The organism is Micromonospora pattaloongensis, assembly GCF_900107255.1.
GTDB classification, from domain to species: Bacteria; Actinomycetota; Actinomycetes; order Mycobacteriales; family Micromonosporaceae; genus Micromonospora_I; species Micromonospora_I pattaloongensis.
The window spans coordinates 501,624-524,513 of sequence record NZ_FNPH01000002.1; the positions used below are offsets into that span (position 1 = coordinate 501,624).

At 71.3% G+C, this 22,890-nt stretch carries 20 protein-coding genes; 9 read left to right on the top strand and 11 right to left on the bottom strand.

Annotated elements, in window-relative coordinates; genetic code table 11:
- Positions 1-4: 4 nt before the first annotated feature.
- Positions 5-748, top strand: a complete 744-nt coding sequence (locus BLW47_RS08200) for an alpha/beta fold hydrolase (protein WP_091553783.1) — start codon at positions 5-7, stop codon at positions 746-748.
- A 384-nt stretch (positions 749-1,132) separates the two neighbouring features.
- On the opposite strand, the gene BLW47_RS08205 is transcribed toward BLW47_RS08200, so the two are convergent.
- Together BLW47_RS08205 and BLW47_RS08210 are read right to left on the bottom strand one after the other, a co-directional pair.
- The gene (locus tag BLW47_RS08205; RefSeq protein ID WP_091553789.1) at positions 1,133-1,549 is read right to left on the bottom strand and encodes a hypothetical protein; all 417 of its coding nucleotides are present in this window, start codon (positions 1,547-1,549) and stop codon (positions 1,133-1,135) included.
- 72 nt (positions 1,550-1,621) lie between these two features.
- On the bottom strand, positions 1,622-2,065 hold the full coding sequence (locus BLW47_RS08210; RefSeq protein ID WP_091553792.1) for a DoxX family protein: 444 nt from the start codon (positions 2,063-2,065) through the stop codon (positions 1,622-1,624).
- Between the two features lie 79 nt (positions 2,066-2,144).
- Between BLW47_RS08210 and BLW47_RS08215 the strand changes: the two genes are divergently transcribed.
- Positions 2,145-2,732 carry a TetR/AcrR family transcriptional regulator gene (locus tag BLW47_RS08215; RefSeq protein WP_091553794.1) on the top strand — a complete coding sequence of 196 codons (588 nt, stop codon included), beginning with the start codon at positions 2,145-2,147 and terminating at the stop codon, positions 2,730-2,732.
- Positions 2,733-3,247: 515 nt separating this feature from the next.
- Here BLW47_RS08215 and BLW47_RS08225 read toward each other — a convergent pair.
- Positions 3,248-6,115, bottom strand: coding sequence for a vitamin B12-dependent ribonucleotide reductase (locus tag BLW47_RS08225; protein WP_091553802.1), 2,868 nt, complete (start codon positions 6,113-6,115; stop codon positions 3,248-3,250).
- A 73-nt stretch (positions 6,116-6,188) separates the two neighbouring features.
- The gene (gene nrdR, locus BLW47_RS08230) at positions 6,189-6,698 is read right to left on the bottom strand and encodes a transcriptional regulator NrdR (protein WP_091553807.1); all 510 of its coding nucleotides are present in this window, start codon (positions 6,696-6,698) and stop codon (positions 6,189-6,191) included.
- 652 nt (positions 6,699-7,350) lie between these two features.
- On the opposite strand from nrdR, the gene lexA reads away from it, so the two are divergent.
- Positions 7,351-8,151, top strand: a complete 801-nt coding sequence (gene lexA / locus BLW47_RS08235; protein WP_091553811.1) for a transcriptional repressor LexA — start codon at positions 7,351-7,353, stop codon at positions 8,149-8,151.
- 69 nt (positions 8,152-8,220) lie between these two features.
- Here the strand turns inward: lexA and BLW47_RS08240 are convergent, their stop codons facing one another.
- Together BLW47_RS08240 and hflX are read right to left on the bottom strand one after the other, a co-directional pair.
- Positions 8,221-10,002, bottom strand: a complete 1,782-nt coding sequence (locus tag BLW47_RS08240) for a hypothetical protein (protein WP_091553814.1) — start codon at positions 10,000-10,002, stop codon at positions 8,221-8,223.
- A gap of 63 nt (positions 10,003-10,065) precedes the next feature.
- Positions 10,066-11,508 carry a GTPase HflX gene (hflX, locus tag BLW47_RS08245; protein WP_245736531.1) on the bottom strand — a complete coding sequence of 481 codons (1,443 nt, stop codon included), beginning with the start codon at positions 11,506-11,508 and terminating at the stop codon, positions 10,066-10,068.
- A 198-nt stretch (positions 11,509-11,706) separates the two neighbouring features.
- Between hflX and BLW47_RS08250 the strand changes: the two genes are divergently transcribed.
- Positions 11,707-13,218 (top strand): NAD-dependent malic enzyme, encoded by a 1,512-nt coding sequence (locus tag BLW47_RS08250; protein ID WP_245736533.1) that lies wholly within the window; start codon positions 11,707-11,709, stop codon positions 13,216-13,218.
- 67 nt (positions 13,219-13,285) lie between these two features.
- On the opposite strand, the gene dapF is transcribed toward BLW47_RS08250, so the two are convergent.
- The 3 genes from dapF to BLW47_RS08265 are packed head-to-tail and all read right to left on the bottom strand — an operon-like array spanning position 13,286 to position 15,757.
- Positions 13,286-14,122 carry a diaminopimelate epimerase gene (gene dapF, locus BLW47_RS08255; RefSeq protein ID WP_091553817.1) on the bottom strand — a complete coding sequence of 279 codons (837 nt, stop codon included), beginning with the start codon at positions 14,120-14,122 and terminating at the stop codon, positions 13,286-13,288.
- A gap of 7 nt (positions 14,123-14,129) precedes the next feature.
- On the bottom strand, positions 14,130-15,050 hold the full coding sequence (miaA, locus tag BLW47_RS08260; RefSeq protein WP_245736555.1) for a tRNA (adenosine(37)-N6)-dimethylallyltransferase MiaA: 921 nt from the start codon (positions 15,048-15,050) through the stop codon (positions 14,130-14,132).
- Positions 15,035-15,757 (bottom strand): class III extradiol dioxygenase subunit B-like domain-containing protein, encoded by a 723-nt coding sequence (locus BLW47_RS08265; RefSeq protein ID WP_175543548.1) that lies wholly within the window; start codon positions 15,755-15,757, stop codon positions 15,035-15,037. Before BLW47_RS08265 ends, miaA begins: the two co-directional genes overlap by 16 nt.
- Before the next feature lie 198 nt (positions 15,758-15,955).
- Here BLW47_RS08265 and BLW47_RS08270 point away from each other — a divergent pair, with 198 nt between their 5' ends.
- Positions 15,956-17,164, top strand: a complete 1,209-nt coding sequence (locus BLW47_RS08270) for a DUF349 domain-containing protein (protein WP_091553822.1) — start codon at positions 15,956-15,958, stop codon at positions 17,162-17,164.
- A gap of 61 nt (positions 17,165-17,225) precedes the next feature.
- Here the strand turns inward: BLW47_RS08270 and miaB are convergent, their stop codons facing one another.
- A complete protein-coding gene (gene miaB, locus BLW47_RS08275) occupies positions 17,226-18,725 on the bottom strand; it encodes a tRNA (N6-isopentenyl adenosine(37)-C2)-methylthiotransferase MiaB (protein ID WP_091553825.1) in 1,500 nt (499 codons plus the stop codon).
- A gap of 63 nt (positions 18,726-18,788) precedes the next feature.
- The gene (locus BLW47_RS08280) at positions 18,789-19,289 is read right to left on the bottom strand and encodes a hypothetical protein (RefSeq protein ID WP_091553827.1); all 501 of its coding nucleotides are present in this window, start codon (positions 19,287-19,289) and stop codon (positions 18,789-18,791) included.
- Positions 19,290-19,436: 147 nt separating this feature from the next.
- Here BLW47_RS08280 and BLW47_RS08285 point away from each other — a divergent pair, with 147 nt between their 5' ends.
- The 4 genes from BLW47_RS08285 (at position 19,437) to BLW47_RS08300 (ending at position 22,843) form a co-directional block, all read left to right on the top strand.
- Positions 19,437-20,189 (top strand): amino acid ABC transporter ATP-binding protein, encoded by a 753-nt coding sequence (locus tag BLW47_RS08285; protein ID WP_091553830.1) that lies wholly within the window; start codon positions 19,437-19,439, stop codon positions 20,187-20,189.
- Between the two features lie 61 nt (positions 20,190-20,250).
- Positions 20,251-21,186, top strand: coding sequence for a glutamate ABC transporter substrate-binding protein (locus BLW47_RS08290; RefSeq protein WP_091553833.1), 936 nt, complete (start codon positions 20,251-20,253; stop codon positions 21,184-21,186).
- A gap of 75 nt (positions 21,187-21,261) precedes the next feature.
- The gene (locus tag BLW47_RS08295) at positions 21,262-21,918 is read left to right on the top strand and encodes an amino acid ABC transporter permease (RefSeq protein WP_091553835.1); all 657 of its coding nucleotides are present in this window, start codon (positions 21,262-21,264) and stop codon (positions 21,916-21,918) included.
- A gap of 52 nt (positions 21,919-21,970) precedes the next feature.
- Positions 21,971-22,843, top strand: a complete 873-nt coding sequence (locus tag BLW47_RS08300) for an amino acid ABC transporter permease (protein ID WP_091553838.1) — start codon at positions 21,971-21,973, stop codon at positions 22,841-22,843.
- The last annotated feature ends 47 nt before the right edge of the window (positions 22,844-22,890 follow it).

Below are 22,890 nucleotides of genomic sequence, written 5' to 3' on the forward strand. Positions count from 1 at the left end.
GTGCATGACGACATTTGTACTAGTTCCCGGCTTCTGGCTCGGCGCGTGGGCCTGGCGCCCGGTCACCGCCGCTCTGCGTGGGCTCGGCCACGAGGTGTACCCGCTGAGTCTGACCGGCCTGAGCGAGCGCGCCCACCTGGCCCGCCCGGACACCGACCTCGATGTCCACGTCACGGACGTGGTCAACCTGCTGCGCTACGAGGACCTACACGACGTGGTCCTTGTCGGGCACAGCTACGCCGGCGCGGTCGTGACGACCGCCGCCGCCGACCGCATGACCGATTGCATCGCCCAGCTGGTTTTCGTCGACACCGGCCCACTACCCGACGGGGTGGCAAACGAGGACTTCAGCCCACCGCAGGTACGTGAACGCAACGCGGCGGTGGTCGCCGAACACGGCGATGGCTGGCGGCTGCCGCCCCCGCCGTGGGCCGAACTAGCGGCGGGAGCATCCGATGTGGATGAATCGGTCGTCGCGCTGCTCGGTGAGCGGTCGGTGGCCCAACCGTGGGCAACCGCCACCACGCCGGTACGGCTCACCGGGGCGTGGGAGAAGCTGCCCCGCCTCGGCGTGCTGTCGAGCTTCACCGTCGAGCAGGTACGCGAGATGGCCGCCACCATGCCGCTGTGTCAGCACATGGCCGGCAACTCGTGGCGGTACGAGGAACTGCCGACGTGGCACTGGCCGATGCTCAGCCGACCGGCCGAACTGGCCCAGATCCTGCACCAAGCCAGGCCGACGGCATAGCCTGCGGCGCCCGGGTGACCTCGCGCACGGAGGTCACCCGGGGCACCGGGGCACCGTCGGGGATGGGCATCGAAACCACACAGCACCGCGCAGCCTCGTCACCTGCACAAACCCCGGCAGTCACGGTCTCGCGACGTCAATGTCCGCTCATCGGCCACATCCGGATGCCGGCGAGACCCAGATCGCCGTGACGGTCGGTAGCGGCCCTGTTCGCAGCATGTCCGCGCAGTCGATCTATTGAGGTCGTTGAACCGTTGCGTTAGGTGAGTGGTCTCCCTCTGCGCCACCACCGAGATCGGCTTGGCGTAACGAAGCGATCGGTTTCGAACGAGATCGACCCTCGAACGGTGGGCTGCCCCGCCATTGCGGAACAGGTACCCGGATTCAGCCGAGGAGGAGCTGTACGCCGAGCGTCAGAGTGCCGGCGGCCAGGGCGGCCGCCCCGACCCACAGGATGACGATGGCACGGTTGGGTCGGGTGCGGGCGCGGCCAGCCGAGGAGGCGAAGAAGCCTCCCGGAATGAGGATCGCCGCGAGCGGCACGCACAGTCGCGCGGCCCAGCCGGCAGGACCGTTCAGGTCGGTGGCGTCGGCCAGGATGAGGCACACCAGGCTCAGAGTGACCAGCACCCCGGCGTGCGCGTGGCCGGCGCGGGCGAAGGTCTTCTGGAAGTCGGTCAGGTCCACGGCGCCGCGAACGATGCGGGTCATGAAGTACCCACCGAATTCGATGGTGACGATCGTGAGGAGGACGATTCCGGCGATGACCCGGCTTGCGTCGCTGAGGTGCAGGTGAGTCATCTGTACTCCCCGTGGCTGGGCTGTGGTGATCTGGGCGGGAAGGCGGCTCGGTCGACTGGCGGGGGCATCTCGCTACCCCACGGCCACGGCTGCGGCGGTGGCGACGAACAGCACCTGTAGCGCGGTGCGTGGTAGCAGCGGCGTGACGGGGTGTCCGCCGAGGGCGAGGTGACGGCGGGCGGCGGAGACATTGGCGGGAAACATCGCCACCATGAGCAGGCCCAGGCCCGCCGCACACCACCGTGCAGCCGCTGGCAGCAGGAGGCCGGCCGCCCCGGCCAGTTCGAGGACTCCGGTGACCGTCACCAGCAGGTCCGGGCGGGGCAGCCTGGGGGGCACCATGGCGATCAGCTCGCGGCGCCGGGCCCGGCTGAAGTGCGCTACACCGGTGACCACGAACATCAGCGCAAGACCCAGGCGCAGGGCCGGGTACCAGCCATCGAGGGTGTGCACGCCGCAGAGTCCGGCCAGGCGCGCGAGGGCAACGCCGCCGAGTAGAGCGATGAGCGGAGCCATAATGCGTCCCTCCTGAAACTTGTCATTGACAAGATGCCAGCTTCACTAAGTCTTGTCAATGACAAGTTAGGGTGTTGACGTGGCAGACGACCCAGGACGGCGGTACCACCATGGAGATCTACGGGCAGCTGTGCTCGCAGCCGCGGTGGAAGTGATCGGTGAATCCGGAACGAGCGGGCTGAGCCTGCGCGACCTCGCGCGGCGCGCGGGTGTGTCGCACGCCGCACCCGCGTACCACTTCGGTGACAAGGAAGGCCTGCTAACGGCGCTGGCGAGCCAGGGCTACGAGCTGCTCGCCGACGCCCTGGAAGCCGCCCGTGGCGCGGGCGGCGAGATCCTCGAGGTCGGCCTCGCCTACGTGCGGTTCGCCGTAGATCACCCGGCTCACTTCAAGGTGATGTTCCAGCCCGACCTCTACCCCGACGACGATCCGACGCTGGCGGCGGCGCGGCAGCGGGCCGCAGAAGCGCTGCGCGCCGAAGTAACGGCACTGCCGGGGGTGGACCCGCAGATCGCCCGACTGGCGGCGTGGTCGATCGTGCACGGCTTCGCAACGCTGTGGCTGGGTGGTGCGCTCAGACAGGCAGCCGGCCAGGACGACGCCACGGACTTGGCCCGACCCGTCATACGGCTGCTGTTCGGGCACGACTCGGATCGCGCAACCTGACGCCGGACACGGCGAAGAGTCCCCTGACGCGGACCCCTATTCGTGCCGCTGTGAGCGGTACCGGTTCGCTGAGCCTGCAGAACCCGACGAGCTCGTGTCCTGTCATCGGCAGAAGCGGATGCGAGACGCGCCCCTGCACCAGAAACGGTGACCGTGGAGACGGGCTTGTCGGCCGCCGCGAGGATGGCGGCGGCCAGAACCAGCCTGGCGGGGACGGGGATGTTGCTGAGGTGCGGCTCTGCGCGGCAGCTCCTGCGCCGCTGCGTTGGCGAGGTCGTCCTCGTCGGCCACGAACACGTCGCTGTGGTGCTCGGCCGGGTCGACGCGGTGCCGCTCGACGCGCATGTACTCGATCAGCCAGCGAGTCGGCGGGCATGGGCGGCAGTGGTCCCCACATGCCCGACCGGCAGCGGTGCCCCGCCGAGCATCCGCTCCAGGAGGTCATGCACCCCGCCGCCAAAGACGGATGCCTCCCACCCCGATCGGGTGGGAGGCATCCGTTTTACTTCGCGGTGTCAGCTGCAGCCGGAGGTGGAGCCGCAGCCCTCGCAGACGTAGCAGCTACCGGCCGGCCGCATCTTGGTGCCGCAGGTGAAGCAGAGCGGCGCGTCGGCCGCCTTCCCCAGCACGGCCTCCAGCAGCTCGGTGGACGATCCGACCTGGGTGGCCGACTCGATGACCTGCGGGGCCGCCGCCGGCTCCGGCGCGGTCGTGGTGGCGTCCACCGGCGCGGAGACCGGCGCGGACGCCGCCATCCCCGCCAGGTCGACGCCCGCCGCCTCGGCCTCGGCCTCGGCACGCAGCTGGGCGGCCCGCTCCTGCGCGGTGAAGATGCCGAGCTCGGCGCGGCGCTCGTACGGCAGGAAGTCCAGCGCCAGGCGACGGAAGATGTAGTCCATCACCGAGGCGGCCATCCGCACGTCCGGGTCGTCGGTCATGCCGGCCGGCTCGAAGCGCATGTTGGTGAACTTGCTGACGTACGTCTCCAGCGGGACGCCGTACTGCAGACCGATCGAGATGGCCACGGAGAACGCGTCCATCACACCGGCGAGCGTGGAGCCCTGCTTCGACATCTTGAGGAAGACCTCGCCGAGACCGTCGTCCGGGTAGGACGACGCGGTGAGGTAGCCCTCGGCACCGCCGACCGAGAAGGACACGGTCGAGGAGGGGCGCTTCTTCGGCAGGCGCTTGCGCACCGGCCGGTACTCGACGACCTTCTCGACCGCCTTCTCGACCTCGGCCGGGGCGGCCTCGGTGGCCTTGTTGCTCTTGGCGGCGGAGAGCGGCTGGCCGACCTTGCAGTTGTCGCGGTAGATGGCCAGCGCCTTGAGGCCGAGCTTCCAGCCCTCGAAGTAGATCTTCTCGACGTCCTCGATCGTCGCCGACTCCGGCATGTTGACGGTCTTGGAGATGGCGCCGGAGATGAACGGCTGTACCGCGGCCATCATCCGGACGTGGCCCATCGGGGCGATGGAGCGCTCGCCCATCGCGCAGTCGAAGACCGGGTAGTGCTCGGGCTTGAGGCCCGGCGCGTCGACGACGTGGCCGTGCTCGGAGATGAACTCGACGATCGCCTCGACCTGCTCCTCGGGATAGCCGAGGCTGCGCAGCGCGCGTGGCACGGTCTGGTTGACGATCTGCATCGAGCCGCCGCCGACCAGCTTCTTGAACTTGACCAGGGCCAGGTCGGGCTCGATGCCGGTGGTGTCGCAGTCCATCATCAGGCCGATGGTGCCGGTCGGGGCGAGCACGGAGGCCTGCGAGTTGCGCCAGCCGTTCTTCTCACCGATCTTGTTGCCGGTCTGCCACTGCTTGGTGGCCTCCCGGGCGATCTCGGTGGCGACGAGCCCGGTCGGACGGATCTCGTCGTTGGCCGCGGCGTGCTTGCGCATGACCCGCTTGTGGCCCTCGGCGTTGCGGGCGTAGCCGTCGTACGCGCCGACGACGCCGGCGAGCTCCGCCGAGCGGCGGTAGGCGACACCGTTCATCAGCGAGGTGATCGTGGCGGCGACGCTGCGGCCCGCCTCCGAGTCGTACGGCAGGCCGGAGGCCATCAGCAGGGCGCCGAGGTTGGCGTAGCCGATGCCGAGCTGGCGGTAGGCGCGGGTGGTCTCGCCGATCTTCTCGGTCGGGAAGTCGGCGAAGCAGATCGAGATGTCCATCGCGGTGATGACGAACTCGACGCTGCGGACGAACTTCTCGACCTCGAAGCCGCCGTCGGCCTTGAGGAACTTCATCAGGTTCAGCGAGGCGAGGTTGCACGACGAGTTGTCGAGGTGCATGTACTCCGAGCACGGGTTGGACGCGGTGATCCGCCCGGTCTCCGGGGTGGTGTGCCAGTCGTTGATCGTGTCGTCGTACTGCAGGCCCGGGTCGGCGCACTCCCACGCCGCCTTGGCGATCTTGCGGAACAGGCCCTTGGCGTCGATCGTGTCGATCACCGCGCCGTCGAGCCGGCCGCGCAGGTCGAACGTGCCGCCCTCCTCGACCGCCCGCATGAACTCGTCGGAGACCCGGACCGAGTTGTTGGCGTTCTGGTACTGGACGCTGACGATGTCGTTCCCGCCGAGGTCCATGTCGAAGCCGGCGTCCCGCAGCGCGCGGATCTTGTCTTCCTCACGCGCCTTGGTCTCGATGAACTCCTCCACGTCGGGGTGATCGACGTCGAGGATGACCATCTTGGCCGCGCGCCGGGTCGCCCCGCCGGACTTGATGGTGCCGGCCGACGCGTCGGCGCCGCGCATGAAGCTGACCGGGCCGGAGGCGGTGCCACCGCTGGAGAGCAGCTCCCTGGAGGAGCGGATCCGGGACAGGTTGACGCCGGAGCCGGAGCCGCCCTTGAAGATCAGCCCCTCCTCCTTGTACCAGTCGAGGATCGAGTCCATCGAGTCGTCGACGGAGAGGATGAAGCACGCGCTGACCTGCTGCGGCGAGGAGGTGCCGACGTTGAACCAGACCGGCGAGTTGAAGCTGAAGACCTGGTGCAGCAGCATCCAGGTGAGCTCGTGCTCGAAGATCTCGGCGTCGGCCGGCGACGCGAAGTAGCCGTGCTGCTCGCCGGCGGCCCGGTAGGTCTTCACCACCCGGTCGATCAGCTGCTTGAGCGACCACTCCCGCTCCGGGGTGCCGACGGCGCCCCGGAAGTACTTGGTGGTCACGATGTTCGCCGCGTTGACGCTCCAGAAGTCCGGGTACTCGACGCCACGCTGCTCGAAGTTGATCGAGCCGTCACGCCAGTTCGTCATGACGACGTCGCGCCGCTCCCAGGTCACCTCGTCGTACGGGTGGACCCCCTCGGTGGTCCACACCCGCTCGACCTTGAGCCCGCCCGCGCTCCCGGCGCGCGCCCGTCCCTTGCTCGCGGTCACACCTTCCCCCGCCATCTCATCCGCCCCCTCAGTGCCTCGCGCGGCACCCCGCCGCGCTTCCTTACACGATCCGAAAAAATCAAAAGCTCTAATCGGTACGGCCGGCGGCCGCCCCGGCCGACGGCTGCGTCCCGCCCTGCCGCTGCCGTGCCGCCGCGGCGGCACGCAGCGTCTCGATCTCGCGCTCGAAGTCGCCGAGCGAGTCGAACGAGCGGTAGACGCTGGCGAAGCGGAGGTAGGCCACCTCGTCCAGCTCCCGCAGCGGCCCGAGAATCGCGAGCCCCACCTCGTGGCTGGGGATCTCGGCGGCGCCCTTGGCCCGTACGGTCTCCTCGACCTTCTGGGCGAGCAGCGCGAGCGCGTCGTCGTCGACCGGCCGTCCCTGGCATGCCTTGCGCACGCCGCCGATGATCTTCGTCCGGCTGAACGGCTCGGTCACGCCGCTGCGCTTCACCACCGCGAGGACGGCCTCCTCGACCGTGGTGAACCGCTTGCCGCACTCCGGGCAGGAGCGGCGACGTCGGATCAGCTGCCCGTCGTCGGCTTCGCGCGAATCCACCACGCGCGAGTCGGCGTGCCGGCAGTATGGGCACCGCATGCCGGGCCTCCTCTCCGATCGACCGGTGGCGTGACAGCCCCTCCGCCACCGATCCCGCGCACGCGACAACGCAACGGACGGCCGTTCGTGGCGGGCGCCGCTGTGTGTCGAGGCGAGAAGCGGTGAGGGTGGTTACCCACAACCTGTGGATGACTTACACGCTTGTGACTACTAGATGTTGGGGTCGACGCTATGCCGCGGATGCGCCAGGGTCAAGTTGACGCGCGGGTCGTGGCGCGATGTCACCTTCCCAACCGGATTGCCCGGCGCGCGGTTACCGGCACGCGCGCGGCATCACGTGGGCCGCGATAGATCGTGCCGGTCCCGCGCTCCGGGCGCAGCGCGATCCCTCGGATTGTGACCGATGGCTCCCCGGTGGATGCCGCACCGGGTTAACCCAAAAGAGTCAGCGCAACTACCGTGGGTAATTGAATAGAACATGCGTACGATTGTTTAGCAGAAAACGCGGGTAGGGCGGCGATTTTCCGGAAGGACACGCCGAAGGACCTCGTACAGATGTTTGAAACTGTCCGATGGCACCGATACGGTCTTGGACACCGACGCCGGTGCGCCTTCGCGGCAAACGCGGCGTCGAACGCAGCGACGCACCACGAGCCGCCAAGGCACTCACCGCCGACCAGGGAGGACGGACGTGTCGACCGACGACCGGACGAGCCGGCAACATCACCCGGAGAAGACCGCCGCCAAGACCACCGCGCCGGCGGCGTCGGGTGGCCGACGGCGGAGCCCGAGCCGGTCCCGCAGCGCGCAGCCGCAGCTGCGGCCGGTGACGCCGGTGGTCAGCGCCTTCCCCGACCCCGTCACCGTGGACCTGACCGCGCGCCAGCGCCGCATCCTCGAGTTCATCCGCGACTGGGTGGAGCGCTACGGCTACCCGCCGAGCGTGCGTGAGATCGGCGAGGCGGTCGGGCTGGTCTCCCCGTCGAGCGTCGCCTACCAGCTCAAGGAGCTGGAGCGGAAGGGGTTCCTCCGCCGCGATCCCAACCGCCCGCGCGCGGTGGACGTACGTCCCCCCAGCGAGCTGGTCGACGACGAGACCGTCCGCGCCCAACGCCCGACCCCGGCGTACGTGCCGATGCTCGGCCGCATCGCCGCCGGTGGGCCGATCCTCGCCGAGCAGGCCGTCGAGGACGTCTTCCCGCTCCCCCGCGAGCTGGTCGGCGAGGGCGAGGTCTTCATGCTGCAGGTCAAGGGCGACTCGATGGTCGAGGCGGCGATCTGCGACGGCGACTGGGTGGTGGTGCGGCAACAGCCGACCGCGAACTCGGGCGAGATCGTCGCGGCGATGCTCGACGGCGAGGCGACCGTGAAGACCTACCGGCGGCGCGACGGGCACGTCTGGCTGATGCCCGCCAACCCGGCGTTCGACCCGATCGCCGGCGACGACGCGACCATCATGGGCCGGGTCGTCGCGGTGCTCCGCCGGATCTGACCCGTCCCCCGCGACATTCACAAAGGGGCGGCCCCGCCATCGGCGGGGCCGCCCCTTTGTGCGGCTTCGTCAGCGGTAGCCGTCCCCGTTGTCCGGATAGCCGCCGCGCCGCCCGCGCGGCGGCCCGTACACCCCGGCCCGGTTGTCGTCGTACTCGTCGTCATCCCGCCGGCGATCGCCCGGAACGCCGCCACCGCGGCCGGCCCGGTAGTCCTCGTCAGGGCGCTCGACGCGCCCGTAGCCCCCGCCCGCCGGCTGACCGCCGTAGACCCCACCCGACGGCGGGGCGGGTCGCCGCGACGCCGGCTGACCGCCGTACACGCCCGGCTGCGGGCCACGCGGCGCGCCGCCCACCGGCTCGGAACCCGGGCCGCCGCCGTACACGCCGCCGCGCTGCGGCGCCGCCGGCGCACCGCCGGGCTGCGGCGCCGGCGCGCCGCCGTACACCCGGCCGGGCGCCGGGGTGGGCCCACCCGTGGCGCCGTAGACCGGACCGCTGGGCTTGCCGCCGTAGACGCCGCTGGGCTTGGCCGCCGGCGCGGCGCCACCGTAGACCGCGCCGCCCGGCCTACCGCCGTCCGGGCCCGCGCCGTACACACCGCCGGCGCGCTGGCCCGGACCGGCCCGCTCCGGGCCGCCCTCGTCCCACCCGGGCTCCGACTGCTCCCCCCGGTCCGGCGCGCGCACCGCGGCGCTCGCCGTGCCGCGCACCGGCTTCGGGCCGTCCTCACCGTCGACGTCGTCGGCCGGCGGCTTGCGGCGGGCGCGCACGATCCCGTAGATGCCGGCCCCCACCAGGATCGCGCCGATGATGCCCACCGCGCCGATCAGGTAGTTGATGTCCTGCAGCGTGAGGGTGCTGAACCACGACTGATCGCTGCTGGCATCGGCGGCCGTGCCGGCGGCGGTGGCGATGGTCGTGGCGGGCGTGTAGCGCTGGACGACGACCGGTTCGTCCCCGGGCAGCGACCCCACGTCCGAGACGGTGACGAAGAACCTGCCGTCCCGCGTGTACGTGATCGCCTCACCGAACGCGTCGGCGAGCGGCGTGACCCGCGGCGTGCCGGTGGTGAGCGCCTTGACGATGTCGCCGTTGGACACGTCCCACTCGAACGCGTCGGCGTAGCTGCGCAGCACGACGCGCGTCCCGTCCGGCGAACGCGCCGCCCCGGTGACGGGGAGCCGGCCGGTCGCGGCGAGCGCGTTCGGGGTGTTGGTCTTCGGGAGCGAGACCTCGCCGACCTTCTGCAACGGCACCGGCGTCTCGTTGTTCTTCTTCAGCGGCGCCGACGGGGTGTAGATCTCGGCCTTGCCGAGATTCTTCGTGATGATGATCGGCGTGCCGTCGTCGGCGATCAGCAGCGCTTCCGCGTCGTGCGGCCTGCCCTGCGGATAGCTCACCCGGTGGATCACCGGGGCGGCGGAGCCGGCGACCGGCATGCTCCAGAGCGCGACCCTGGGCCGGCGCTCGGCAGAGGTGGCGTTGTCACCGATGTCGGCGATCCACAGCGTCTTGCCGTCGGGCGAGAGCGCGAGGTCCTCCGGGTCCAGCGGCGAGGTCGGGAAGTCTCTGGTCTTGCTGACCCTGCAGCCGCTGTTGAGGAAGAAGACCGGCTTCTTGCCCGGATCGTCGGTGCTGTCGTTGATCACGAGGTAGCCGTTGGCGAGCGCGACGATCCCCGAGATCTCGCGCAGACGCTCGTCGCTGACCGTGCAGACCTTCGTCGGCTTGGCGCGCGGCGCGGCGTCGCCGGACGGCGCCGGCGCCGGGGCGGCGTGCGCAGGGCCCGCGAGAAGGAAGAGGCCGACCAGCGCGGATGCCACCATGGCCGAGGACAGAACACGCCGCATCAGATCAGTGTCGCACGTTCGGCGCGTCCAGCGCGGAACGCCGTGATCGATTACGCAGTGTGATCAGCCCAGGGTCGCGCCGTGCCGGGCGAGTTCGGCGGCGAGCGCCTCGTCGACCCGCACGTGCAGCTCCGTGCCGTGTTCGGTGTGGGTGGTGCGCAACACCTCGCCGCGGCGGTGCACCTCCGCCACGAGATCACCCCGGTCGTACGGCAGCGTCACCCGCAGCTCCACCGCGGGCCGCGGCAGCCGCGCCTCGATCGCCCCGCGCAGCCCCTCGATACCGCGCGCGGCGCGGGCCGAGACGAAGACCGCGTCCGGCCAGAGCCGCTTGAGCCGCAGCAGCGTCTCCTCGTCGGCCGCATCGATCTTGTTGACCACCAGCAGCTCCGGCACGCTGTCCGCGCCGACCTCGGTGAGCACCTCGCGCACCGCCCGCACCTGCTCCTCCGGATCCGGATGCGCCCCGTCCACGACGTGCACGACGAGATCCGCGTCGGCGACCTCCTCCAGCGTCGAGCGGAACGCCTCGACGATCTGGTGCGGCAGGTGCCGGACGAAGCCGACCGTGTCCGACAGGGTGTAGACCCGGCCGTCGGCCGCGTGCGCCCGACGGGTGGTCGGGTCGAGGGTGGCGAAGAGCGCGTCCTCGACGAGGACGCCCGCGCCGGTGAGGCGGTTGAGCAGGCTGGACTTGCCGGCGTTGGTGTAGCCGGCGATCGCCACCGCGGGGACGGCGTTGCGGGCGCGTCGGGAGCGCTTGGTCTGACGTACCGTGCGCATGCCCTTGATCTCGCGGCGCAGCCGCGCGATCCGCGTCCGGATGCGGCGCCGGTCGGTCTCCAGCTTGGTCTCACCGGGACCGCGCAGGCCGACGCCGCCGCCGGCGCCGCCGACCCGGGCGCTACCACCGGCCTGCCGGGACAGCGCCTCACCCCAACCGCGCAGCCGCGGCAGCAGGTATTCCAACTGGGCGAGCTCGACCTGCGCCTTACCCTCCTTGCTCTTCGCGTGCTGGGCGAAGATGTCGAGGATCAGGGCGGTCCGGTCGATCACCTTGACGTTGACCGACTGCTCGAGGTTGCGCAGCTGCGACGGGGAGAGCTCGCCGTCGCAGATCACGGTGTCGGCGCCGGTCGAGACGACCACGTCGCCGAGCTCGGCGACCTTGCCCCGCCCGATGTACGTGGCGGGATCGGGCCGCCCGCGCCGCTGGATCAACCCTTCGAGGACCTGCGAGCCGGCCGTCTCGGCGAGCGCGGCGAGCTCGGTGATCGAGTTCTCCGCGTCGGTGACGCTGCCGTCCCACACCCCGACGAGCACGACCCGTTCCAGCCGCAGCTGCCGGTATTCGACCTCGCTGACGTCGGCAAGCTCCGTGGAGAGCCCGGCTACCCGCCGCAGGGCGTTACGGCTCTCGAGTTCGAGCTCTCCCGTGGTGGCGTCGACCTCGTCGACGCGGTCCGGGAAGGAGATCGTCGAGTCATCGGTCCGGTTTGTGCGCAAAAGCTTCCTCCTCCGCCCTCGATCGTGACACGCGCGGCCCGCCGGCGCATCCACAAATCCCACGCGGCCCGTTTCCGCGCGCCACGCCGGGAATGAGGTGACTCACCGGTAACCAGGGCGGCACGCGACGCGACGGCGGGCGGGTAAGAATTGCCGGGCGGGCCGATCGGCCGCGCACACCGCAACCGGAGGATTTACGTGGCGACCACCCGCCTACCGAGTGCCGGATTTTCCATCACGATCCGGATCAGCATCACCGCCGACGCGTCCGCGATCGGGCGGCTGACCACCTGCGTCGGCGAGGCCGGGGCCATCGTCACCGCGCTCGACGTCGTCGACTCCGACCCGTCCAGCGTGATCGTCGACCTCACCTGCGACACCGCCGACTCCGCCCACGCCGACCAGGTCGTCAAGGCGCTCGACGCGCTGGAGGGCGTCGAGGTGCGCAAGGTCTCCGACCGCACCTTCCTGCTCCACCTCGGCGGCAAGATCGAGGTCAACTCGAAGGTGGGCCTCCGCACCCGCGACGAGTTGTCCCGGGCCTACACGCCGGGCGTCGCCCGGGTCTGCCTGGCCATCGCCGAGAACCCGGCCGACGCCCGACGGCTGACGATCAAGCGCAACACCGTCGCCGTCGTCACCGACGGCACCGCGGTGCTCGGCCTGGGCAACATCGGTCCGGCCGCGGCCCTGCCGGTCATGGAGGGCAAGGCCGCGCTCTTCAAGCGCTTCGGCGGGGTGGACGCCTGGCCGGTCGTGCTCGACACCCAGGACCCGGACGAGATCGTGTCGATCGTCAAGGCGATCGCGCCCGCGTACGGCGGGATCAACCTGGAGGACATCGCGGCGCCGCGCTGCTTCGAGATCGAGGCTCGGCTGCGCGAGGCGCTGAACATCCCGGTCTTCCACGACGACCAGCACGGCACCGCGATCTGCGTGCTCGCCGCGCTGACCAACGCGCTGCGCGTGGTCGGCAAGCGGCTGGCCGACGTCCGGGTGGTGGTCTCCGGCGCGGGCGCCGCCGGCACCGCGATCATGAAGTTGCTGCTGCGGCAGGGCGTCGGCGACATCATCGCGTACGACCGGCCGGGCGCGCTGCACCGCGGCATGGAGGGGCTGAACTCCGACTGGCAGTGGCTCGTCGACCACACCAACAAGGAGAACTACGCCGGCGACCTGCGCGGGGCGATCCGGGGCGCGGACGTGTTCATCGGGGTGAGCGCGCCCAACCTCCTCACCGGCGACGACATCGCCACCATGGCGGAGAACTCGATCGTGTTCGCGCTGGCGAACCCCGACCCGGAGGTCGACCCGCGGGAGGCGCGCAAGCACGCCGCGGTGGTCGCGACCGGCCGCTCCGACCAGCCGAACCAGATCAACAACGTGCTCGCCTTCCCCGGCGTGTTCCGCGGCATGCTCGACGCGCACGCGGAGGAGTTCACCGAGGAGATGGCGCTCGCGGCCGCGCGGGCGATCGCGGACGTGGTCGGGGAGGAAAAGATCAACCCGACCGTCATCGTGCCGAGCGTCTTCGACCCGCGCGTCGCGCCGGCGGTGGCCGCGGCGGTGCGCGCCGCCGCCCAGGCCGCCGCCGCCTCGGCCACCTCCGGCGCCACCTCGCCCGCGTCGGCCGGCGCCCCATCGGGCGCGGGCGCGCCCGCGACGGACCCGGTCGGGGACGAGCCGGGCACGCTGCCGACCCACCCCTGACGGCCCGCCTCCGCCGATCAAGAACCTGCCGGTCCGTCAAGGACGGGTCCTTGATCGGCGGGGGCAGCTACAGGGTTCCGGGGTCGACCTCGCCGTGCGCGACCAGCACGGCGGGGCCCGCGAGCCAGCAGCTGTCCCCGTCGAGGGTGATGGTGAGCCGTCCGCCGAGCACGTCCACCGCGACGACCCCGGCGTCCCGGCCCGCGTCGCGCAGCGCCACCGTCGCGACCGCGCAGGCCCCGGAGCCGCAGGAGAGGGTCTCGGCGGAGCCGCGCTCGTAGACGCGCATCGCCACGTGCAGGTCGGCGCCGTTCACCGGCTCCGCCGGCGCGACGAACTCGACGTTCACCCCGGCCGGGAAGACCGCCGGGTCGAAACCGGGCGAACGGGTCAGGTCCAGGCCGCCGAGGTCGAGGGCGCCGGGCAGCGCGCACACCAGGTGCGGATTTCCGCAGTCCACCGCGACGCCCGGCACGGTCAGCCCGCCGACCGTCGCCGTGCTGGTGTCGTAGATCCGCGGCCGGCCCATGTCGACCGCGATCGCGTCCGGCCCGACCACCGCGCGCACCACGCCGGCGCGGGTCGCCACCGCGAGCCCGTCGGCGTCCCCGGTGACCCCCATCGAGTCGAGGTAGCGGGCGAAGACCCGCACCCCGTTGCCGCACATCTCCGCGTACGTCCCGTCGGCGTTCCAGTAGTCCATGAACCACTCGGCCCGCTCCGCGTGCCGGACCGCGTCGGGATGGTTGGCGGCGCGCACCACCCGGAGCACGCCGTCCGCGCCGATCCCCCGGCGCCGGTCGCAGAGCGCCGCGACCAGCGCCGGCGTCAGCGGGAGCGCTCCGGCCGGGTCGGGCAGGATCACGAAGTCGTTGGCGGTGCCATGGCCCTTGATGAACTGCACCCGACCATCATTCCCGAGCCGCCCGCACGGCCCGCAGCGCGGCCCCGATCGGGTCGGGGCCGGCGGAGTCGAGCCACACCACCCGGGGATCGCGACGGAACCAGGAACGCTGCCGGCGGACGAAGCGCCGGGTCGCCCGTACGGTCTCGTCCCGCGCCTGCTCCTGCGACCAGTCGCCGTCCAGGAAACGCAACACCTGCTGGTAGCCGAGCGCGCGACTGGCGGTCCGCCCCTCGCGCAGCCCGCGCCCGACCAGGTCCCGCACCTCGTCGACCAGTCCGGCCGCCCACATCCGGTCGACCCGCGTCGCGATCCGCTCGTCGAGCAGCTCCGTGTCCAGATCGACGCCGAGCTGCACCGCGTCGTAGTACGGCCGCGGCTCCGGCAGCGACGCGGTGAACGGCGCCCCGGTCAGCTCGATCACCTCGAGCGCGCGGACGATGCGCCGGCCGTTGCCGGGCAGGATGCTGGCCGCCGCCGCGGGGTCGGCCGCCGCCAGCCGGGCGTGCAGCGGCGCGGGCCCGACCGCGGCCAGCTCGGCCTCCAGCCGCGCCCGCACCGCCGGGTCCGTGCCGGGGAACTCGAACTCCTCCAGCACCGCCCGGACGTAGAGCCCGGAGCCGCCAACCAGCAGCGGCACCCGGCCCCGCGCCAGGATGTCGTCGACGGTGGCGCGGGCCAGCCGCTGGTACTCCGCGACGCTCGCCGGCTCGGTGACCGGCCAGATGTCCAGGAGGTGGTGCGGTACCCCCTCGCGCTCGGCGGGGGTGAGCTTGGCGGTGCCGATGTCCATTCCCGCGTAGAGCTGCATCGAGTCGACGTTGACCACCTCGCCGCCGAGCGCGTGCGCGAGCGCGATGCTCAGCGCCGACTTGCCGGCGGCGGTCGGCCCGACGACCGCGACGACCCGGGTCACGCCGGGGTCCAGGTGGCGACGAAGTAGGCCACGCCGTACGGCGCGGCGTAGTAGGAGAGGTCGCCGCGCCAGCCACGGCCGGCGGCCCGCGCCGCACCGGCCAGCGCCTGCCACGGCGCCCGGCCGGCCACCATCAGCCGCCCGGACAGCACGGGGTCCAGGTCGAGCAGGGCATCGGTGTCCGCGCCGCCCAGGGCCGCGGCGACCCCCTCGTCGTACGGCTGGGCGCGCGGGTCGTCGTACCCCGGGGACTTCTCCCCCCGGCAGGCGGACCCGTCGCCGATCGCGAGCAGCGCGACCCGCGGCCGCCGCCCGGCCAACGCGGCGCCGAGCGACGCGCACTCCGCGGCGGTGGCCGTGGCGTCGATCTCGTCGAACATCACCGTCCGGCCGGCGAGGTCATGCCGGGCCAGCAGCCACCCGCCGACGAGCAGGCTCGGCGTGGTCACCGGCTCGCCGGCGCCGCCGCTCAGCTCGAAGCCGACCGGGGAGCCCCACGGCCGGAACGTCCCGCGGTATCCGGGGGCGAGCCGGCGCGTCCGGTCCGACCCGCCGAGCACGATCACCGCGTCCGGCTCGGCCGCGAGCAGCCGCCCGATCGCGGCGTCGCAGGCGGCCCGGAGCTCGTCCAACTCGGCGGCCGCACCCCCGGCGATCTCCGGAACGATCACGGGTGGCTGCGGGCAGACGGCGGCGGCGACCAGAGGCACGCCGACCACGGTAGCGGGCAGGGCACTCTACTCCCGCCGCGACCTGAGGTCGCTGCTTCGAAAGACACCGTATGGTCACGGTCGGCGATAGGCGCTCGACGCGGATGGGGTGGCACCTGTGACAATGCCGGGGAGACACTTCTGCGCCGTGGCGGCGACCGCCGGGGGACCCCCGTCCGGTGGCGCCGGGAGAACGAGGATGGGCACATGAGCGACTGGACGGCCTTCGGGCGGGTCGACGCGGACGGCACGGTCTACGTCAAGACGGCCGAGGGCGAGCGCGTGGTCGGTTCCTGGCAGGCAGGGGCGCCGGAAGAGGGCCTGGCACACTTCGCGCGCCGTTTCGCGGACCTCGTCACCGAGGTCGACTTGACCGAGGCGCGCCTCAACTCGGGGGCGGCCGACGCGGCGCACTCGCTGTCGACGCTGCGACGGCTGCGGACATCGCTGGCCGAGGCCCACGTCGTCGGCGACATCGACATGCTCGCGGCGCGGCTGGACAAGCTCATCGGCACGGCCGAGGCGAAGGTGGGCGAGGCGAAGGCCGCCAAGGAGGCGGCCCGCACCGAGGCGCTCGCCCGCAAGACCGCCCTGGTGGAGGAGGCCGAGCAGCTGGCCGCGGAGTCGACCGGCTGGAAGACCGCCGGCGACCGCCTCAAGGAGATCCTCGACGAGTGGAAGTCGATCCGCGGGGTCGACAAGAAGACCGACGGCGAGCTGTGGAAGCGGTTCGCCGCGGCCCGCGACGCGTTCACCCGCCGCCGCGGCGCCCACTTCGCCACCCTCGACGCGCAGCGCAAGCAGGCGCAGGGCGCGAAGGAGGAGCTGGTCGCGCAGGCCGAGGCGCTGGCCGCCTCGGACGACTGGGGGCCCACGGCCAACCGGCTGAAGGAGCTGATGGCCGAGTGGAAGACCGCGCCGCGCGCCTCCAAGGAGGCCGAGCAGAAGCTCTGGGAACGGTTCCGGGCCGCGCAGGACGCCTTCTTCTCCCGCCGCAGTGAGGTCTTCTCCGCCCGTGACGCGGAGCTGAAGGGCAACCTCGAGCGCAAGCAGGCGCTGCTGGCCGAGGCGGAGGCGCTGGACGTCGACGCGGACCCGCGCGGCGCGCAGGCGAAGCTCCGCGAGATCCAGGGTCAGTGGCACGAGGCGGGGCGGGTGCCGCGCGAGGCCGCGGCCGGGCTCGACCGACGGCTGCGCGCCCTGGACGACAAGGTGCGGCAGGCGATGGACGCGGCCTGGCGGCGTACCGAGCCGTCGGCCAACCCGCTGCTGGCACAGATGCGCGAGCAGGTCGCGGAGGCGGAGCAGCGGCTCGCGCGCGCCCAGGCGGCCGGCGACGCCAAGCGGATCCGCGAGGCCGAGCAGGCGCTCGCCTCGAAGCGGCAGTTCCTGCAGCTGGCCGAGCAGGCCAGCTAGCCGGCGACACGCATCGGGCCCCTGCTCCAACTGGAGCAGGGGCCCGATGTCGTTGGGGACGTCAGTCGCAGCCGCAGGCGGTCGCCGGCGTGGCCGCGGGGGGCGGCGCGCCGATCGTCGGCAGCCCGAGCAGCACCCCGGGGGTACGCGGGGCGATGCCCGCCTCGTACGCGTCGCCGGCCCGGGTGTGCCGGTGCGAGATCGGCTCGTCGTCGGCGTTCAGGTGGTGCGGGGCGGCGTACGTCACGGTGGTGTGCACGATGTCACCCGGCCGGATCTCGCCCTCGTACGAGCCCGCGTCGAAGTGCACCAGGCGACCGTCGCGGGCGCGCCCGGACAGCCGACCGGTGCGCTCGTCCTTGCGCCCCTCGCCGACCGCGACGAGCACCTCGACGGTCTCGCCGACGAGCTTCCTGTTCTCCGCCCAGGTGATCTCCTCGACGGCCGCGATCAGCCGCTCGTAGCGCTCCTGCACCACCTGCTTGGGCAGCTGGCCGTCCATGGTCGCGGCCGGGGTGCCGGGGCGCTTGGAGTACTGGAAGGTGAAGGCGGACGAGAACCGCGCCTCGCGCACGACGTCGAGGGTGCGCTCGAAGTCGGCGTCGGTCTCGCCGGGGAAGCCGACGATGATGTCCGTGGTGATCGCCGCGTCCGGCATCGCCGCCCGGACCTTCTCGATGATGCCGAGATAGCGCTCCGCGCGGTACGAGCGGCGCATCGCCCGCAGCACGTCGTCGGAGCCGGACTGCAACGGCATGTGCAGCGAGTGGCAGACGTTGGGCGTCTCGGCCATCGCCGCGATCACGTCGTCGGTGAAGTCCTTCGGGTGCGGGCTGGTGAAGCGGACCCGCTCCAGCCCCTCCACGTCGCCGCAGGCCCGCAGCAGCTTGCCGAACGCGAGCCGGTCGCCGAACTCGACGCCGTACGAGTTGACGTTCTGGCCGAGCAGCGTCACCTCCAGCACGCCCTCGGCGACCAGGGCCCGCACCTCGGCGAGGATGTCGCCCGGCCGGCGGTCCTTCTCCTTGCCGCGCAGCGACGGCACGATGCAGAAGGTGCAGGTGTTGTTGCAGCCGACGGAGATCGAGACCCAGCCCGCGTACGTCGACTCGCGCCGGGTCGGCAGCGTCGAGGGGAAGACCTCCAGCGACTCGAGGATCTCCACCTCGGCGGCGGCGTTGTGCCGGGCCCGCTCGAGCAGCGCCGGCAGCGACCCGATGTTGTGGGTGCCGAACACGACGTCGACCCAGGGCGCGCGCCGGACGATCTCGCCGCGGTCCTTCTGGGCCAGGCAGCCGCCGACCGCGATCTGCATCCCGGGCCGCTTGTTCTTCACGGGCCGCAGGTGACCGAGGTTCCCGTAGAGGCGGTTGTCGGCGTTCTCCCGTACGGCGCAGGTGTTGAAGACCACCACGTCCGGGTCGTCGGATTCGCCCGCCCGCACGTAGCCCGCCTGCTCCAGCAGGCCGGAGATCCGCTCGGAGTCGTGCACGTTCATCTGGCAGCCGTACGTGCGCACCTGGTAGGTGCGGGACAGGCTGCTCTCGGCTGCGGTAGTCATGATTGGCACCAGAGTATCCGCCGGTGACGCCGCGGCTTCCAGCAGCGGTGCCGTGCGGCGGGGTCAGGCCACGACGTAGGGCGGCAGCACGGAATCGGGCGCGCGGCGCGACTGGTCGCAGCGCGCCCATTCGCGGCACCACGGGTCCGAGGCGGTGCAGAACCGGAGGTTGCTCAGCACCTCCCCGTCGTCGGTGTCCGCGACGTCCAGGTGCACCGGCCGCACCACACCCTCCGGCGTGATCAGCAGGAACCGCCCGGGGTCGGCGGTGTCGTCGGGGAGCAGGCACCGCTCGCCGATCAGCCGGGCGAAGCCGGCCACCACACCGGTCTCCCCCACGTCGGCGGGGGCGCGGTAGCAGTCGACGGACATTCCGAAGAGCCCCGGCCGCCGCCACACGTCGCAGAGCACGACGTCGTCGAGGAGGAGTTCCGGGTCCGCGCCGGCGAGCGGCAGCACGGGACGATCGAGCACCGCCGCCAGTGCCCGGTAGACGTCCGGGGCGGCGACGGGCGCCTCGACGGACCAGTTCCACAGGGCGGTGGGGGCGGTGGATGTCGGCATATGCCCATGGTGACCGGCTCGGCGGCCTCTGTGGGCGTGTGTTACCTCTCCGTGACCATCAGAGTTGCACTCTGGCATCAAGCCCCGCCTAAAGTGGCGGGGCAGATGTGAGTCGAGCTCGACCAGGCACGCACGACAGGACGGTGGATGACGGTGACGACGGGTGGCCCGCTCATCGTGCTCGACGGGGTCAACAAGTGGTTCGGTCCGCTCCACGTGCTCAAGGATGTGAATCTCTCCATCGAGCGGGGCGAGGTCGTGGTGGTGATCGGCCCCTCCGGGTCCGGCAAGTCCACGCTCTGCCGGGCGATCAACCGCCTGGAGCCGATCAACTCGGGGACCATCGTCTTCGACGGCCGGCCGCTGCCGGCGGAGGGCCGGGCGCTCGCGCAGCTGCGCAGCGAGGTGGGGATGGTCTTCCAGTCCTTCAACCTCTTCGCGCACAAGACGATCCTCGAGAACGTGACGATCGGGCCCGTCAAGGTCCGCAAGGAGAAGCCGGCGGTGGTCCGGGAGCGGGCGATGCAGCTGCTCGACCGGGTCGGGATCGCCAGCCAGGCGGAGAAGTACCCCGCGCAGCTCTCCGGCGGCCAGCAGCAGCGCGCCGCGATCGCGCGGGCCCTGGCCATGCAGCCGAAGGCGATGCTCTTCGACGAGCCGACCAGCGCGCTCGACCCGGAGATGGTCGGCGAGGTGCTCGACGTGATGACGTCGCTGGCCCGCGAGGGCATGACGATGGTCGTGGTCACGCATGAGATGGGCTTCGCCCGACACGCCGCAAACCGCGTGATCTTCATGGCTGACGGCCAACTGGTCGAAGATGCTCCCCCGACGGAGTTCTTCGAAAACCCGCGCAGCGACCGGGCCAAGGACTTCCTGTCGAAGATCCTGACGCACTAGCACCGGGCGTTCCCCGGAGCGCGCCGCCGCCGCGGCGCCTCCATCGATGAAGGAGATACACATGCGGATCACACGCGTGGCCGCCGCCACCCTGATGGCGACGCTCGCCCTGACCGCCGCCGCCTGCGGCAAGGAGGGCACGCCGGCCCCGAGCGGCGCCGGCAACGGCTCCGGCGCGGCGAACGGCGACACCTGCCAGAGTTCGGGTGCCACGTTCACGCCGGCGAGCAGCGTCGACCTGACCGGCAGCCCGACCTACGACAAGATCAAGAGCGCCGGCAAGGTCGTCATCGGCGTGAAGTTCGACCAGCCGAACCTGGGCTACAAGGACGCCCAGGGCAAGCGGTGCGGCTTCGACATCGAGGTCGCGCAGCTCATCGCCAGCAAGCTCGGCGTCGACCCGGCGAAGATCGAGTACAAGGAGATCCCGTCCGCCAACCGCGAGACGGCGATCAAGGGCGGCGAGATCGACTACTACGTCGGCACCTACTCGATCACCGACAAGCGTAAGAACGACATCGCCTTCGCCGGCCCGTACTTCATCGCCGGCCAGGACCTGCTGGTCCGCAAGGACGAGTCGGCGATCACCGGCAAGGAGACCCTCAAGGGCAAGAAGGTCTGCTCCGCGAAGGGCTCCACGCCGATCCAGCGGGTGCGCGACGAGGGCCTGACCGAGGCGAACAACATCGTCGAGTTCGCCACCTACTCGGAGTGCGTGTCGCAGCTGCTCGACAAGAAGGTCGACGCCGTCACGACCGACGACGCGATCCTCAAGGGCTACGCCGCGCAGAACAGCACCGACCTGAAGGTCGTCGGCAAGCCGTTCAGCACCGAGAAGTACGGCATCGGCCTGCCGAAGACCGACAAGGCGCTGCGTGACTACGTCAACGCGCAGCTCGCCGCGTCGTTCGCCGACGGCACCTGGCAGAAGATCTACGACGGCACGCTGGGCAAGTCGGGCTCGCCGGCCTCGCCGCCGGCGCTCGAGCGGTACTGATCGAGCGGTGACCTGATCACGGGCGCCGGGCGGGAACACCCGCCCGGCGCCCGTGGCGAGAAATGAGAGCGAGGAATGGCCGAGTTTCTTCGAGTACTGACGGATAACTGGAGCCTCTATTCCCAGGGGTTCACCAACACCGTCAAGCTCTTCCTGGTCGCCGCCGTCGGCAGCCTCGTTCTCGGCACGCTGCTCGGGGCGATGCGGGTCTCCCCGGTGCCGGCGTTGCGCGCCTTCGGCGCGACCTACGTCAACGTGCTGCGCAACACCCCGCTCACGTTGGTCTTCGCCTTCCTCGTCTTCGCGGTCCCGAAGCTCGATGTCAATATCGACTACCTCCCGGCCGCGTTCCTCGCGTTGACCCTCTACACCTCGGCGTTCGTCTGCGAGGTGGTCCGGTCCGGCATCAACACCGTCGCGACCGGCCAGGCCGAGGCGGCCCGCGCGCTGGGCATGACATTCCTGCAGGTGCTCGGCTCGATCGTGCTGCCCCAGGCGCTGCGCTCGATGGTCCCGCCGATGATGAGCGTGTTCATCGCGATGCTGAAGAACACCACGATCGCTGCCGGCTTCTCCGTGCTGGAGGCGGGCGCCATCCCGGCGTACATGTCCGAACGGGGCGAGCCGCAGTTCGCGGTGCTGCTCTGGATCACGATCGGCTTCCTCATCCTGATTCTTCCGCTGGTCGTTCTGCAGCGGTTCCTGGAGCGCAAGTTGGCGGTGGCACGGTGAGCGCGAGGAGTGAGCGCAGCGAGTCCCGCAGTCGCGAACGGAAGGCAACGCAGTGACTCAGGCGACGGTCCTCTACGACCTGCCCGGCCCCCGGGCGCGCCGGCGCAACGCGATCATCGGGGTCGTCTCGATCGCCGCGATCGTCGGGCTCATCGGGTGGGCGGTCTACCGGTTCTGGCAGACCGGCCAGTTCGAGGCGCGCAAGTGGGAGCAGTTCCAGTACGCGGCGGTGCAGCGTGAGCTGCTCGCCGGCTACCTGGCCACGCTGAAGGCGGCCGGCATCGCGACGGTGCTCGCGCTGCTCTTCGGCGCGCTCTTCGCCGCGGCCCGGCTCAGCGACCGGTGGATCCTGCGGGCCCCGGCCACCTTCGTGGTCGAGCTCTTCCGGGCCATCCCGCTGCTGATCCTGATCTTCTTCGGCTACTACGTGCCGCTGCAGTACGGCTGGTCGATCGACAAGCTCTGGGCGCTGGTCATCGGTCTCACCCTCTACAACGGGTCGGTGCTGGCCGAGATCTTCCGGGCCGGCATCAACGCGGTGCCGCGCGGCCAGTCCGAGGGCGCGTACGCGATCGGCATGCGGAAGAACCAGGTGATCCGGCTGATCCTGCTGCCCCAGGCGGTGCGCGCGATGCTGCCGGCGATCGTGAGCCAACTGGTGGTACTGCTCAAGGACACCGCGCTCGGCTTCATCATCACCTATCCGGAGCTGCTCTTCGTCGGCAAGCAGATCGGCGGCCGCCTCGCGTTCGGGCTGCCGTACGTGCCGACGTACCTGATCGTCGCCGTCATCTACATCGCGACCTGCGGCCTGCTCTCGGTGCTCGCCTGGTGGCTGCAGAAGCGGATGGGTCGGGCGCGCAAGACCTCGGCCGCGGTGCTGCCGACGAAGGACTTCGGCGACGCCGGCCGCACCGCGATCTGACCCCGCGCCGCCCAGCCAGCGGCACCAGCGTGATCAAGGGATCCGCA

What these genes read in the sequence shown, in the direction of transcription:
- nrdR (WP_091553807.1), bottom strand. Translation starts at nt 6,698, where the DNA reads ATGCGGTGCCCATACTGCCGGCACGCCGACTCGCGCGTGGTGGATTCG.
- BLW47_RS08210 (WP_091553792.1), bottom strand. Translation starts at nt 2,065, where the DNA reads ATGGCTCCGCTCATCGCTCTACTCGGCGGCGTTGCCCTCGCGCGCCTG.
- BLW47_RS08225 (WP_091553802.1), bottom strand. Translation starts at nt 6,115, where the DNA reads ATGGCGGGGGAAGGTGTGACCGCGAGCAAGGGACGGGCGCGCGCCGGG.
- BLW47_RS08280 (WP_091553827.1), bottom strand. Translation starts at nt 19,289, where the DNA reads ATGCCGACATCCACCGCCCCCACCGCCCTGTGGAACTGGTCCGTCGAG.
- BLW47_RS08295 (WP_091553835.1), top strand. Translation starts at nt 21,262, where the DNA reads ATGGCCGAGTTTCTTCGAGTACTGACGGATAACTGGAGCCTCTATTCC.
- miaB (WP_091553825.1), bottom strand. Translation starts at nt 18,725, where the DNA reads ATGACTACCGCAGCCGAGAGCAGCCTGTCCCGCACCTACCAGGTGCGC.
- BLW47_RS08200 (WP_091553783.1), top strand. Translation starts at nt 5, where the DNA reads ATGACGACATTTGTACTAGTTCCCGGCTTCTGGCTCGGCGCGTGGGCC.
- BLW47_RS08270 (WP_091553822.1), top strand. Translation starts at nt 15,956, where the DNA reads ATGAGCGACTGGACGGCCTTCGGGCGGGTCGACGCGGACGGCACGGTC.
- BLW47_RS08240 (WP_091553814.1), bottom strand. Translation starts at nt 10,002, where the DNA reads ATGCGGCGTGTTCTGTCCTCGGCCATGGTGGCATCCGCGCTGGTCGGC.
- BLW47_RS08205 (WP_091553789.1), bottom strand. Translation starts at nt 1,549, where the DNA reads ATGACTCACCTGCACCTCAGCGACGCAAGCCGGGTCATCGCCGGAATC.
- BLW47_RS08285 (WP_091553830.1), top strand. Translation starts at nt 19,437, where the DNA reads ATGACGGTGACGACGGGTGGCCCGCTCATCGTGCTCGACGGGGTCAAC.
- BLW47_RS08290 (WP_091553833.1), top strand. Translation starts at nt 20,251, where the DNA reads ATGCGGATCACACGCGTGGCCGCCGCCACCCTGATGGCGACGCTCGCC.